The organism is Microbacterium testaceum (assembly GCF_029761935.1).
GTDB classification, from domain to species: Bacteria; Actinomycetota; Actinomycetes; order Actinomycetales; family Microbacteriaceae; genus Microbacterium; species Microbacterium testaceum_A.
On sequence record NZ_CP121699.1, the window covers coordinates 2,555,149 to 2,568,515 of the forward strand.

Sequence of the window (13,367 nt, forward strand, 5' to 3'; positions counted from 1 at the left end):
CCCGCGTTCCCAGGAAGGACACCCGCAGTATGCGTTCACACACGGCCGACTACGACGTGGTCGTCGTCGGCGGTGGGCTCTCCGGAGTCGCCGCCGCCATCGCCGCAGCCCGGCTCGACCGACGCGTCGCCCTCATCAACAACCGACCGGTGCTGGGCGGGAACTCCTCGTCGGAGGTCCGCGTCTGGGTGTGCGGGGCGACCGCGCACGGCAATCAACGCTGGGCCCGCGAGAACGGGATCATCGGTGAGCTGTACCTCGAGAACCAGTACCGCAATCCCGACGGGAACCCCATCCACTGGGACGACGTCGTGCTGGATGCCGTGCGCGCCGAGCCGAACATCTCGCTGTACCTCAACACCGATGTCCGCGACGTGGTCGCCACCGGCCCCGAGGGGGCGCGTCGCATCGAGTCGGTGACGGGGTGGACCATGGGAGCCGAGACCGAGACGCGCTTCGTCGCCCCGGTCTTCCTCGACTGCACCGGTGATGGACTCGTCGGTCACCTCGCCGGGGCGCGGGCGCGGCTCGGCAAGGAATCGCGCGGAGAGTTCGACGAGGACTGGGCGCCGGAAGAGGCCGAGCGCACTTTTCTCGGCTCGACGCTGCTGTTCTACACGAAGGACGTGGGGCACCCGGTGCGCTTCGTCGCCCCCGCCTCGGCGAAGTCGATCCTCGAGACCCCGATCCCGTCATCGCGCATCATCCGCAGCGGCGACAGCGGTGCGCACTACTGGTGGATCGAGTGGGGCGGTGAGCTCGACATCGTCCACGACAACGAGCGCATCCGCGACGAGCTGCGCTCGGTGATTCTGGGCATCTGGGACCACATCAAGAACTCGGGCGAGTTCGACGCCGAGAACCTCGATCTCGAGTGGATCGGCAACGTGCCCGGCAAGCGCGAGTACCGCCGCCTCGTCGGCGACTACACGCTGCACCAGCGCGACGTGATCGAACAGACGCGATTCGACGACGGCGTGGCCTTCGGCGGCTGGTCGATCGACCTCCACCCGAAGGAGGGCATGTACGCGACCGGTGCGGGCGCCGTTCAACGTTTCTCGAACGGGGTCTTCGAGATTCCGTTCCGTGCGCTCTACTCCGCAGACGTCGAGAACCTCCTGATGGCCGGGCGCGACATCTCCGCCACGCACATCGCCTTCGGGGCCGCGCGCGTGATGGCCACCTGCGCGGCGATGGGCGAGGCGGCCGGGACCGCGGCATCCCTCATCCTCGCCCGTCGCACGACCCCGCGGGGGCTCTACGAGAACCACCGCGAGGAGCTCCGTCAGCTCCTGCTGCGTCAGGACGCCCCGCTGATCGGCGTCGTCGATGCCGATCCGACGAACCTCGCCCTCTCCGCCCGCATCACGGCCTCGGGCGTGCGAGCGGGACTCGGCCCGAGTGACATCGCGGTCGCCCGTCCGCATCCGCTCACCGACGATGTCGGCATCGTCGTTCCCGTTCACCCGCGTCTCGACGGGTTCGAGGTGCGTCTCGCCGCCGAGCAGGACGTGGACCTCGAGGTCGAGGTGTGGTCGACGGGGCTCGCGCAGAACGTCGTGCCCGAACATCTCGAGCATGCCGTCACGGTGACCGTGGCCGCGGGAGAAGCGAGGTGGGTGCACGCTCCGGTGCGCTGGGAACCCGAGACTCCGGCGAACGCCGTCATCGTCGTCCGCGCCCAGCCCGGGGTCACCCTCTTCGTGACGGACGAGCTGCCTCCCGGCGTTCTGACTCTGGTGCACACGTCGGACGCCGACGATCAGAACGTGCAGGTGAGCCTCGACGAGCTGCTGGTGCAGTGGCCGACGAAGCCGTTGCGGGGGCGGTCGGTCCAGTTCCGCGTTCCCACCGCATCGGAGGCGCTGGCGCCGGAGCGCGCGGTCGGTGGATACCAGCGCCCCTTCGGCGGACCGAACCTGTGGGCCTCGGCACCGTTGACCACGGAAGACGCGTGGCTGCGGCTCGATTGGGACCGGCCCGTCGTCGCGCGCGAGATCGTGCTGGTCTTCGACGACGATCCCGACATCGAGCTGAACACCCTTCACCATCACCGCGATCCGCACCTCGTGATGCCCTCGCTCGTCGGCACGTACCGGGTCGAGGTCCAGGTGGCCGGGTCCGAGGAGTGGACCGAGGTCGCGACCGTGGCGGACAACCGTCGCCGCCGGCGCAGCCACCCGCTTCCCCCCGGAATGGGCGCGATCGACGCCGCCCGCGTGGTCGTGACGGAGACCCACGGCGCTCCGGAGGCTCGCATCGTGGCCTTCCGCGTCCAGGAGTGACATGCCACGCGATACCGTAGCCCCCAGAACAGACCGCTCGGCGGTGCGCGCGAGCGCCGCCCGGTCCTCGACGAGGAGTCCCGCCATGACCGACACGCCTTCGGCCACGCGGCGGATCTCGCCGCTCTCGCGCCGACAGCGCACCGGGATCATCGCGCTCGCCGTGCCCAATCTCGAGGAGCCCTACTTCGCCGAACTCACGACCCTGCTGGCGCGCGGGGCCGAGGCGCGCGGGTTGTCGATCCTCATCCAGCAGACCGAGGGCGACCATCAGCGCGAGATCGACGTCGCGAACGGGGTGGGGCTCCCCGAGACCGACGGCCTCATCCACATCCCGCGGTCTCTGACGGTCGGGGACCTCACCCGACGTACGGATCCGGGACCGCTCGTGCTCCTCGGTGAGCACATCGCGGTCAGCCCCTTCACGCACGTCTCGATCGACAACCGCCGCACGGCTGACCTGGCGACCGCGCATCTCGCCGACGCCGGGTGCCGCCGGGTCGCGTTCCTCGGACCTCGCGTGTCACGTCCCTCGGATGCCGCCGACCAGCGTTTCGCCGGGTACCGCGACGCCGTGTCGCGCCTGGGTCTGGCCGACGACCCGGAGCTCATCGTCTCGGTCGACGCGTTCACCTCCGAGGAGGGTGCGGCAGCGTTGGGCCGATTGCACGCCTCGGGCGTCGCGTACGACGGCGTGGTGTGCTCCAACGACTCCGTCGCTTTCGGCGTGCTCGCGGCTCTGCACGAGCGCGGGCGGGCGGTGCCGAGCGACGTCGCGGTGATCGGCATCGACAACGTGCACGCCGCGCAGTTCTCGGTCCCTGCGCTCTCGTCGGTGGCTCCCGACGATCACGGGATCGTCGAAGCGGCGTTCACCGAGCTCGAGCGTCAGATGGCGGCTCGACCCGGCGCGGACGTTCCGGTGCGACACATCGTGGTGGATGCCACGGTGATCGCACGGGCGAGTACGGCGCGGTGAGCCCGACTCTCGCCGTCCGTTCCCCGCGCGGGGGCGGGCGGGTCTCAGTCGTCGCCGTGGGCGGCCACCCACAGCTCGGTGACGTGCGCGCGCAGCGTCTCTTCGGCGTCGGGTGCGAGTCCCTCGTCGGTGACCACCAGGTCGACCTCGTGCAGATCCACGATGGTGGTGAGCCCCACGGCTCCCCATTTCGTGTGGTCGGCGAGGACGACCGCTCGGCCCCCCGCCGCGACGAGGGCGCGATTGGTCTCGGCTTCGAGCAGGTTCGAGGTCGTCAGCCCCGCTGTGAGGTCCATGCCGCGCACACCGAGGAAGACGATGTCGCAGTGCAGATGCTCGAGGGACGCGACAGCGACCGGGCCGACCAGTGCGTCGGCGGGAGTGCGGACGCCGCCGGTGAGCACCACCGTCTGCGTGTAGGGCTCGTCCGCCCTATCGGGGCGGGCGAACACGTCGGCGACGGGCAGGGAGTTCGTCACGATCGTCAGGTCGTCGATGCCGCGGAGCTCGCGCGCGAGAGCCCACGTCGTGGAGCCTCCGCTCAGTCCCACCGCCATGCCCGGCTCGACGAGCTCGGCCGCGCGGCGGGCGATGGCCCTCTTGCCGTCTCCGTTGCGGCGGGACTGCGTGGCGAAGTCACGGGATGCTGCGACTCCGGGCTGCGGCGTGCGAGCGCCCCCGCGGACCTTGTCGACGCGGCCGTCGGCCGCCAGCACGTCGAGATCGCGCCGGATGGTCATCTCGCTGACGCCGAGGGTCTCGGCCAGATCGGGGACCGCGGCGGCTCCCCGTCGGCGAACCTCGGCCAGGAGGCGGGATCGGCGTTCGGCGGCGAGCACGATCGCTCCTCTCGTTCGGGCCTCCAGTCTTCCACGGCGGCCCGCTCGTGAACGGCGTCATCGCCGATCCCGCGGGGGAGGGCGATTACGGCTTCGAGCTGCCGGCCCTTCGCGCGGTGCCCCCGGTCGCTCCGCCCGTCGGTTTCGCCGAGCGCTGGGAAGCCTGGGCGGCGGCGGCAGCCGGGGTCGACCCCGCTCCGAGGATGACACCCCTCGGGCCCGCGGGCGGGCGGTCGCTCTTCCTCGTCGATCACACCGTCGCCGACGGTCTGCGCGTGCGCGGGTGGTTCGCGACGGCGGTGGGCGGGATGCCGCCGCGGGTGGGGATCGTCCACGGTCACGGCTACGGCGGGCGCGAGGCTCCCGACTTCGATCGCGTCCCGGACGATGCGGCGGTCTTCTTCCCCGTCGCGAGAGGACAAGGGTCGCTCAACGCCGGACTCGGCGCACCGACGCCCGCCGACGGGCACGTGCTCCACGGCATCCACTCGATCGACGAGTACGTTCTCGGCCGATGCGCCGTCGATCTCTGGCATGCCGGGTCGGCGCTGAGAGCTCTGGCCGGACCGATCCCGCTGTACTACGTGGGCGAGAGCTTCGGCGGCGGGATCGGGGCGCTCGCTCTTCCGTGGGATGACCGTTTCGTGGGGGCGACGCTGATCGTGCCGAGTTTCGGCCAGTACGACCTGCGCCTGCGCCTGCCGTGCGAAGGCAGCGGCGAGCGTGTGCGGGCTCACGTCGGGGCCCACCCTGCGTCGCGCGAGGTCCTGCGCTTCTTCGATGCGTCCACGGCGGCGACCTTCGTCCGCGTGCCGGTGCGCGTGGAATGCGCCTTACGCGACCGTCATGTTCCCCCGCCCGGGCAGTTCGCCGTCGCCAACGCGATCGACGAGGCGCCGGGTGCCGAACTGGAGCTCGACGTGCAGCCCTACGGCCATCGCGAGTACCGCGGACTCGACGCCGTCCGCTCGCGGGCATTCGCCGCGACCCACGCGCACATCGACCGGGTGCTCTCGCGAGCGTCCGCGGAGAAGGAGAACCCGTGACCCAGTTCGACCTGCCGCTCGCCGACCTCGAGGCCTTCCGCCCGCCGCGAGAGGAGCCCGCCGACTTCGACGCCTTCTGGGCCGAGACGCTCGGCGAGGCAAGGGCGGCGTCGTGGCCCGCGGGCTTCACCCCGCTCGACACCGACGACACCGGTGTGACCGGTGTCGAGGTCGACGATGTCGTCTTCGCGGGGTTCGCGGGACACGCGGTGCGCGCGTGGCTCCTGCGCCCGCGCGGGGCTTCGGGGCCTCTGCCGTGCGTCGTGCAGTACATCGGCTACAACTCCGGTCGCGGCCTCGCCCACCAGCACACGCTGCTGCCCTCCGCGGGGTTCGCGGTGATGGTCATGGACACGCGGGGGCAGAGCAGCGGCGCGCTGCCCGGGGCGACCTCCGACCCCGTGGGCGGAGCGCCGCATGTCGCCGGTCGCGTGACCGAGGGCCTCGACGACCCGTCCCACTCCTATTACCGCCGTGTCTTCTGCGATGCGGTGCTCGCGATCGATGCGGTCCGGTCGCACCCGGCGATCGATGCGACGCGCGTCAGCGTGTGGGGCGGGAGCCAGGGCGGGGGCATCGCGCTCGCCGCAGCGGCGTTGAGCGAGGGGCTCTGGTTCGCCGCGATCGACTTCCCGTTCCTCAGTGCGATGCGTCGGGCGGTCGCCATTACCGACGCCGCCCCCTACAGCGAGATCATCGCGTACCTGCAGACTCGGCGCGGCGAGGAAGAGGCGGTGTTCCGCTCTCTCTCGTACCTCGACGGCGTCAACTTCGCCGCGCGAGCGAGGGTTCCCGCCCTCTTCTCGGTGGGACTGCGCGATGCCGTGTGCCCACCGTCGACCGTCTATGCGGCGTACAACCATTACGTGGGCGAGAAGAGCATTCGCGTCTACCCGTGGAACGGACACGAAGGAGGAGGCCCGGTGCACCAGCTCGAGGTGCTGCGGGCTCTCGCCGCGCGCGGCTGAGCGGACCCACCGTGCGTCCCGCCGAGTCGACGACGAATATTGCTCTTTAATCCGACATCTTTTGGTTGCCTTACCGCAAAAGCCGCACTACTGTCGGAAGGACCAGGTCACCTCGACGACGAGTCCCCCACCACCCCCGGGTCGCCCTCCATCCCCCTCGGAGCGCCCCTCTCGAACGCCTCCGCCCCCACGGAGTCGTGCCGTCGTGCGTACCCGGTATTCGACGTCCCTCAACGAAGAACGGACCCCCGCGTGAACACTTCGGACACCCGCCGCACCGCCGACGTCGGCGCCTGGTTCATCGGCGCTCGCGGCTCGCTCGCGACCACGGCCACCCTTGGCATCCACGCCCTCGCCCTGGGCGTCGCGACGCCCGTCGGCCTCACGACCGAGACCGACGCGGTGCGCGTCGACGAGTTCCCCGCGATCGCCGACATCGTCGTGGGCGGACACGACATCTCGTCGACCCCGCTCGAGGAGCGCGCGCGTCAGCTCGCCGCCGGCGGGATGTTCCCCGTGGCCCTCGTCGACGCGGTGGCCGAGCGCCTGCGCGAGACCGAGCAGAACCTCCGCCCCGTCCCCACGATGACGGCGACCCAGCAGGACGAGATCGACCTGCTCGCGGCCGACATCGCCGACTTCCGCGACCGTCACGACCTGCGCGAGGTCGTCGTCATCGACGTCTCGTCCACCGAGCCCCTTCCGCCGTACCACCCCGGATTCGAAGACGACGCCCTCCTGCAGGCGGCCCTCACGACCCCGGGTGCGCGGGTCCTTCCGCCCAGCTCGCGCGCCGCCCTCGCCGCCATCGCGGCCGGAGCCGCCTACGCCGCCTTCACCCCCTCGGCATCCCTCAACCTCCCCGTCCTGCGCGAGCGCGCCGAACGCGCGGGCATCGCGTACGCGGGGCAGGATGGCAAGACCGGCGAGACGCTGCTGCGGACGGTGCTGGCGCCGATGTTCACCGCCCGCGGGTTCCGGGTGCAGTCCTGGGCCGGCACCAACCTCCTCGGCGGCGGCGACGGCGCGACCCTGGCCGACCCCGAGGCCGTCCGCTCCAAGCTGGTCTCGAAGAACCGCGGTCTGCACGCTCTCGTCGGCGACGACGTCGTCACCCCGCTGCACATCGACAACGTGCCCGACCTCGGCGACGTCAAGACCGCGTGGGACCACGTCAGCGCGGCAGGGTTCCTCGGCAGTCGCGTCACGCTGCAGACCACCTGGAGCGCCTACGACTCCGCCCTCGCGGCGCCCCTCGTCATCGACCTCGTCCGAGCGCTGTCTCTCGCGACCCGCGCGGGCCACGCGGGGGTCGTCACCGCCCTCGGCTGCTTCTTCAAGGATCCGTGGGGGAGCGACGTCCACGGCTTCGGCGAGCAGACCGCCCAGTTCGTCTCGTGGGTGCACGAGACTGCAGCCGCCGTCTCGGCAGCCCGGGTCGCCGCACCGTGACCCGGGTCGCGGACTACCTCGACCTCGTCCGCGCCCCCGCCTCGCTCACCGTCCTCGGCGATGCTCTCGTCGGGGCGTTGAGCGCGCGCGGGGCGGGCGGCGACGGTCCCCTGCGCGGGGGCGCGCTCGCGGCCGCGTCCGTCTGCCTGTACAGCGCCGGGATGGCGCTGAACGACTGGGCGGATGCCGACCTCGATGCGCTCGAGCGCCCCGAGCGCCCCATCCCCTCGGGGCGGATCAGCCGCGACCGCGCGCTCGCGGTGGGCGTGGGTCTCACCGCCCTCGGGGTGGGCGCGGCGTTCGCGGCCGGTCGCCGCTCGGGTCTGGTGTCGGTCGCGCTCGCCGGAGCCCTGTGCGCCTACGACACCGTGTTCAAGCCGACGGCGGCCGGTCCGGTCGTCATGGCCGTCTGCCGCGGGCTCGACGTGATGATGGGTGCCGCCGGGCCGGGGTGGCGCTCGGCCCTGGTCCCCGCGGGTGCGGTCGCCGCCCACACGGTCGCCGTCACCGCGATCTCACGGGGCGAGGTCGACGGGTCGACGGCGACCACCGGTCGCGTCGCCGTGGGCACGAGCGTCGCCGTGGCGGCATCCGGTCTACTCGGACGCTCGAACCGCTCCGCCGCCGTGCTCGGGGGAGCGCGCTACCTCGCCGCGGTCCTGCCCGGCCAGCTCGCGGTCGCTCGTGATCCCGGGGCGGCTCAGGCACGTGACGCCACCCGCGCGGGCATCGGCGCCGTCGTCCCCCTGCAGTCCGCCCTCGCCGCCCGGGCGGGCTCGCCGCTGGCGACCGTGGCCCTCGTGGGCATCGAGATTCTCGGCCGCGTGCTCGGCCGCCGCCGTTCGACGGGAGACATCACATGAACTGGACCTGGGGATACGGCACCAACGGTTTCACCGACCACCCGCTGCCCTCCGCCCTCGACGTGCTGCAGCATCACGGGTACGGCGCCGTCGCCCTTACCCTCGGCCACCCCCACCTCGACCCCTTCGCCTCCGACTGGCGCGAACAGAGCGAGGCGCTCGCCGCGGACCTCCGCCGCCGGGGGCTGCGGGTGGTCGTCGAGACGGGCGCCCGCTACCTGCTCGACCCCCTGCGCAAGCATCGGCCGACCCTCGTCGATCGCGACGCCGCGTCGCGCATGGCCTTCCTGCGGCGGGCGGTCGAGATCGCCGCGATCCTGGACGCCGAGTGCGTCTCGCTGTGGAGCGGGGTCGTGCCCGACGACGTCTCGACCGATCAGGCGCGCGTGCTGCTCGAGGAACGCCTCGTCGAGCTCGCCGCGTTCGCCGCGGACGCGGGCGTCACCCTCGCCCTCGAGCCCGAGCCGGGGATGCTGGTCGAGACCGTGGCCGACGCCCTCGCGCTCCGCGCCCGGCTCGGCCACCCCGCGAACCTCGGCCTCACGGTTGACCTCGGTCACTGCGTGGTGGTCGAGCCCGACGGGGTGGTGGGTGCTCTGCGAGCGGCGGGCCCCCTGCTGCGCAATGTGCAGGCCGACGACATGCTCCCCACCGCGCACGAGCACCTTCCGTTCGGGGAGGGCGAGCTCGACCTGGATGCCGCCCTCTCGACGCTGCGCGAGATCGACTACCGCGGCGTGATCGCGGTGGAGTTGCCGCGGCACGCGCACGCGGCCCCCGAGCTCGCGGCGTCGAGCATGGCGGCGCTGGTCGCGGCGGGGGAGCGCTCGGTCATCGCCCCGACGCGGAGCGCGGTCGAAACCCCGTCCTGCGGGGACGGTCGGCCCCTCCACCCCTGGACCGCCCTCGCCGTCGAGCAGGTGCGCGCGGATGCCGCCCGCGCCGCGCGCCTGTTCGCCGCGGCGGGTCGCGAGGTGGGGCGGGACCCCTCTCGGCCGCGCCGTTCGCCCCGACCGCCGACGACGTCGCCCGCGCCGCTCTCATCGCGGCCCTGGCCGACAGCGGGGCCGACCCGGCCGTGGCGGTCGCGCTGTACCGCCGCGGCGACGACGCCGAGCGCCGCGGGGTGCTGCGCGGCCTCGACGCGATCATCGCGCCCACCGCCGCCTGGCGCGACGCCGGTCTGGAGCTCGTCGCGGACGCCCTCCGCGCCAACGACACCCGGCTCGTCGCCGCGGCCCTTGGGGCCTTCGCCGCCGATCACCTCGACGACCACGCGTGGCGTCACGGCGTGCTGAAGTGCGTGTTCCTCGGCATCCCCCTCTCGGTCGTCGACGCCCTCGACGCCCGCGCCGACGACGAGCTCGCCGCGATGGCGGAGCGCTTCGCCGCCGAGCGTCGTGCCGCCGGCCGTTCCGTGCCGGACGACCTCTCCTTCCTCCGTGCTCGCGAAAGGGCCTGACATGCGCATCTTCGACCCCCACATCCACATGTCCGCCCGCACGACCGACGACTACGAGGCGATGTACGACGCGGGCGTGCGCGCCCTGGTGGAGCCGGCGTTCTGGCTCGGCCAGCCGCGCACGAGCGTGGGGTCGTTCCTCGACTACTTCGACGCGCTGATCGGGTGGGAGAGGTTCCGTGCGGCGCAGTTCGGCATCCGCCACCACTGCACGATCGCGCTGAACCCGAAAGAGGCGAACGACGCGCGCTGCCGCGAGGTCATGGCCGAGCTGCCGACGTACCTCGCCAAGGACGGGGTCGTCGCGGTCGGTGAGACCGGCTACGACTCGATGACCCCCGAAGAAGACGAGATCCTGCGCCAACACCTCGCGCTCGGCATCGAGTTCGACCTCCCCGTGCTCGTCCACACCCCGCATCGCGACAAGACCGTGGGCACGCGGCGCACGCTCGACGTGGTGGCCGAGTCCGGCATCCCGATGAAGCGCGTGCTCGTCGACCACCTCAACGAGACCTGCGTCGACGCGGTCGCCGACAGCGGCGCCTGGATGGGCTTCTCGATCTATCCCGACACCAAGATGGACGAGCAGCGCGTCGTCGCCATCATGCAGCGCATCGGGCTCGACCGCGTCATCGTGAACTCCGCGGCCGACTGGGGCCGCTCCGACCCGCTGAAGACGGCGAAGACCGGTCTGGCCATGCTCGACGCGGGGTTCAGCGACGACGACGTCGACCGGATCCTCTGGCGCAACCCGCGCGACTTCTACGCGCAGAGCGGCCGCGTGAACACCGACCCGATCGACGGTTTCGCTCCCGCGAGCCAGGGGCCCGAGCTGTTCGCCGGCAACTCCGTGCTGCGCGGTATGGCATCGCGCCAGGGGGCGTGAGGGTGGAGCTGTCGTACTGCACCAACGTCCACCCCGCCGAAGACCTGCCCGGCATCGTCCGCCAGCTCGACGAGCACGCCGGTCCCGTCCGGCGGGCGGCGGGCCTCGAGCGACTCGGCGTCGGACTGTGGATGCCGGTGGGCGTGGCATCCCTCCTCTCCGACGACCCGCGGGCCCGGGGTGTCCTCGCCGACGCCCTCGCGCGAAACGGGCTGGAGCTGCGCACGGTCAACGCCTTCCCGTACCGCGGGTTCCACGACGACGTCGTCAAGCTCGCGGTGTACCGCCCCGACTGGACCACGCGCGAGCGCCGGGAGTACACGCTCGACTGCGCGCGCGCCCTCGCGGCGCTTCTTCCCGCCGGGGCCGAGGGCAGCATCTCGACGCTCCCGCTGGGATGGAGGAAGGGGTGGGATGCCGCGGCCGACCGCGCCGCGGAGGAACACCTCGCCGGACTCGTCGAGGGCCTCGCCGCGCTGGAGCGCGAGACGGGACGCATCGTCCGCGTGGCGATCGAACCCGAGCCCGGCTGCATCCTCGACGACGTCGCCGACGTGGTGGCCTGGCTCGGCGCCCGCCCGCACCTGACCGCCGAGGGCCGCCTCGGGCTGTGCCTGGACACCTGCCACCTCGCGGTGTCGTTCGCCGACCCCGCCGGAGCGGTCGCCGCGGCCGCCGCCGCCGGCATCCGCATCGTCAAGGTGCAGGCCTCGGTCGCGCTCGAGGTGCCCGACCCCGCCGACCCCCGCACGGCGGACGCGCTCCGGCCCTTCGCCGAGGAACGCTACGTCCACCAGGTGCGCGAGGCCGGTGGTCGACGCTCCGCCGACGACCTCCCCGAGGTGCTCGACGCCGCCGCGCCGTGGCCGACCGACCGCGCCTGGCGCGTGCACGTCCACATCCCCCTGCACGCGCGTCCCGCAGCCCCCCTCCGCGCCACGACCGAGGTGCTGCTCGCCGCGGTTGACGCGGTCCTCGAGACGCCCGACGGCGGTGACGCCCACCTCGATATCGAGACCTACACCTGGTCGGTGCTGCCCGAAGAGCTGCAGCCCGAAACGCTCGTCGGCGGGATCGCGGCCGAACTGCGCTGGGCGCACGCGCACCTGCCGCGCGCTGTCGCCGGGGTGCCGGCATCCGGAATCGACGAAAGGAGCCTGGTATGAGCAAGGTCCTGCTGCTGGACATCGTGGGGCTCACCCCGCGCGCACTCGCCGCGATGCCCCGACTCACCGCGCTCGGCCGCGCCGGCGGGCACCTGGGGCTCGACACGATCCTCCCTGCCGTCACGTGCAGCGTGCAGTCGACGATGCTGACCGGTCTCGCCCCGCGCGAGCACGGGATCGTCGGCAACGGTTGGCACTTTCGCGGCCTCGGCGACCCCCTGCTGTGGCGCCAGCACAACAAACTCGTCGCCGGCGAGAAGGTCTGGGAGACCGCGCGGCGCTCCCGCCCCGAGCTGACCACGGCCAACCTCGGCTGGTGGTTCGCGATGGGGGCGACGACCGACATCACCGTGACCCCGCGTCCGATCTACCACGCCGACGGGCGCAAGAGCCCCGACGCGTACGTCCGCCCCGCGGCCCTGCACGACCAGCTGGTCGGAGCGCTCGGCGAGTTCCCCCTGTTCCAGTACTGGGGCCCGACCGCGACGATCCAGAGCAGCGCGTGGCTCGCCGAAGCGACGCGCGGCGTGATCACCGAGCGGTGGGGTCCGGCGCCCGACCTGGCGATGGCCTACCTGCCGCACCTCGACTACGACCTTCAACGCTTCGGTCCGAACGGCCCCGAGGCCGCGCACGCGGCGCGCGAGCTCGACGACGCGATCGCCCCCCTGCTGACCGACGCGCTCGAGCGCGGGTACAGCGTCGTGGCGGTGTCGGAGTACGGCATCGAGCAGGCCTCGCGTCCCGTCGACGTCAACCGCGCCCTGCGCCGCGAGGGACTGCTCGAGGTGTACGTGCAGGACGGCCGCGAACAACTCGACCCGTGGACCTCGCGCGCGTTCGCCGTGGCCGACCATCAGATCGCTCACGTGTACGTTCCGGATGCCGCCGACCTCCCCCGCGTGACGGCGCTGCTGCGCGGACTCGAGGGTGTCGACGAGGTTCTCGACCGCGACGCGCAGGCGCGGTACGGCCTGGACCACGAGCGCTCCGGCGAACTGGTGGTGGTGGCCGAGCCCGGCGCCTGGTTCACCTACTACTTCTGGCTCGACGACGAGCGCGCCCCGGAGTACGCGCGGGGCGTCGACATCCACCGCAAGCCCGGATACGACCCCGCCGAGCTGTTCTTCGACCCCGCCGACCGTCTCGCCAAGGCCAAGGCGGGCGCGAACCTCGTGAAGAAGAAGCTGGGCCTGCGCTATGCGATGAGCACGGTGCCGCTCGACCCCTCGTGCGTCCGCGGGACGCACGGCCGCCTGTCGTCGTCGCGGCGCGACGGACCGATGCTCGTCACGAGCGACGCCGGCCTGCTGCCCGACGCCGAGTCGCTGCCCGCCGCGGGCGTCCGCGACCTGGTGCTGCGCGGCCTGGGCGTCTGACCCGGCGGGACACAACGCAGGAGTGGCGGACGCGAGCCCCGG

Annotated in this window: 11 protein-coding genes and 1 pseudogene; 11 read left to right on the forward strand and 1 reads right to left on the reverse strand. The window is 72.5% G+C overall.

Annotated elements, in window-relative coordinates; genetic code table 11:
• Positions 1–29: 29 nt before the first annotated feature.
• Positions 30–2,285, forward strand: coding sequence for an FAD-dependent oxidoreductase (locus tag QBE02_RS12335; RefSeq protein WP_279365962.1), 2,256 nt, complete (start codon positions 30–32; stop codon positions 2,283–2,285).
• An 85-nt stretch (positions 2,286–2,370) separates the two neighbouring features.
• Complete coding sequence (locus QBE02_RS12340) at positions 2,371–3,264, forward strand: LacI family DNA-binding transcriptional regulator (RefSeq protein ID WP_268102483.1); 894 nt, start codon at positions 2,371–2,373, stop codon at positions 3,262–3,264.
• A gap of 44 nt (positions 3,265–3,308) precedes the next feature.
• Here the strand turns inward: QBE02_RS12340 and QBE02_RS12345 are convergent, their stop codons facing one another.
• Positions 3,309–4,103: a DeoR/GlpR family DNA-binding transcription regulator gene (locus tag QBE02_RS12345; protein WP_279365964.1), complete on the reverse strand. Its 795-nt coding sequence runs from the start codon at positions 4,101–4,103 to the stop codon at positions 3,309–3,311.
• A 47-nt stretch (positions 4,104–4,150) separates the two neighbouring features.
• On the opposite strand from QBE02_RS12345, the gene QBE02_RS12350 reads away from it, so the two are divergent.
• The 9 genes and pseudogenes from QBE02_RS12350 (at position 4,151) to QBE02_RS12390 (ending at position 13,325) form a co-directional block, all read left to right on the forward strand.
• Positions 4,151–5,149, forward strand: a complete 999-nt coding sequence (locus QBE02_RS12350; RefSeq protein WP_279365965.1) for an acetylxylan esterase — start codon at positions 4,151–4,153, stop codon at positions 5,147–5,149.
• Entirely contained in the window at positions 5,146–6,117 is a 972-nt protein-coding gene (locus QBE02_RS12355) for an acetylxylan esterase (RefSeq protein WP_279365966.1), read from the forward strand. Before QBE02_RS12350 ends, QBE02_RS12355 begins: the two co-directional genes overlap by 4 nt.
• Before the next feature lie 252 nt (positions 6,118–6,369).
• Positions 6,370–7,569, forward strand: a complete 1,200-nt coding sequence (locus QBE02_RS12360) for an inositol-3-phosphate synthase (RefSeq protein WP_279365967.1) — start codon at positions 6,370–6,372, stop codon at positions 7,567–7,569.
• The gene (locus tag QBE02_RS12365) at positions 7,566–8,432 is read left to right on the forward strand and encodes an SCO3242 family prenyltransferase (protein ID WP_279365968.1); all 867 of its coding nucleotides are present in this window, start codon (positions 7,566–7,568) and stop codon (positions 8,430–8,432) included. The genes QBE02_RS12360 and QBE02_RS12365 overlap by 4 nt, the downstream gene beginning before the upstream one ends.
• Positions 8,429–9,226, forward strand: a pseudogene (locus tag QBE02_RS12370) (sugar phosphate isomerase/epimerase family protein); the annotation flags it as partial. The gene QBE02_RS12365 and the pseudogene QBE02_RS12370, both read left to right, overlap by 4 nt.
• Positions 9,227–9,510: 284 nt before the next feature.
• A complete protein-coding gene (locus QBE02_RS12375) occupies positions 9,511–9,894 on the forward strand; it encodes an EboA domain-containing protein (protein WP_279365969.1) in 384 nt (127 codons plus the stop codon).
• Between the two features lies 1 nt (position 9,895).
• On the forward strand, positions 9,896–10,780 hold the full coding sequence (locus QBE02_RS12380) for a TatD family hydrolase (protein ID WP_279365970.1): 885 nt from the start codon (positions 9,896–9,898) through the stop codon (positions 10,778–10,780).
• Positions 10,777–11,946, forward strand: coding sequence for a metabolite traffic protein EboE (gene eboE / locus QBE02_RS12385; RefSeq protein ID WP_279365971.1), 1,170 nt, complete (start codon positions 10,777–10,779; stop codon positions 11,944–11,946). The genes QBE02_RS12380 and eboE overlap by 4 nt, the downstream gene beginning before the upstream one ends.
• Positions 11,943–13,325: a nucleotide pyrophosphatase/phosphodiesterase family protein gene (locus QBE02_RS12390; RefSeq protein ID WP_279365972.1), complete on the forward strand. Its 1,383-nt coding sequence runs from the start codon at positions 11,943–11,945 to the stop codon at positions 13,323–13,325. Before eboE ends, QBE02_RS12390 begins: the two co-directional genes overlap by 4 nt.
• Positions 13,326–13,367 lie beyond the last annotated feature (42 nt).

Coding starts and splice junctions, on each gene's coding strand:
- QBE02_RS12380 (WP_279365970.1), top strand. CDS start 9,896: ATGCGCATCTTCGACCCCCACATCCACATGTCCGCCCGCACGACCGAC.
- QBE02_RS12390 (WP_279365972.1), top strand. CDS start 11,943: ATGAGCAAGGTCCTGCTGCTGGACATCGTGGGGCTCACCCCGCGCGCA.
- QBE02_RS12335 (WP_279365962.1), top strand. CDS start 30: ATGCGTTCACACACGGCCGACTACGACGTGGTCGTCGTCGGCGGTGGG.
- QBE02_RS12340 (WP_268102483.1), top strand. CDS start 2,371: ATGACCGACACGCCTTCGGCCACGCGGCGGATCTCGCCGCTCTCGCGC.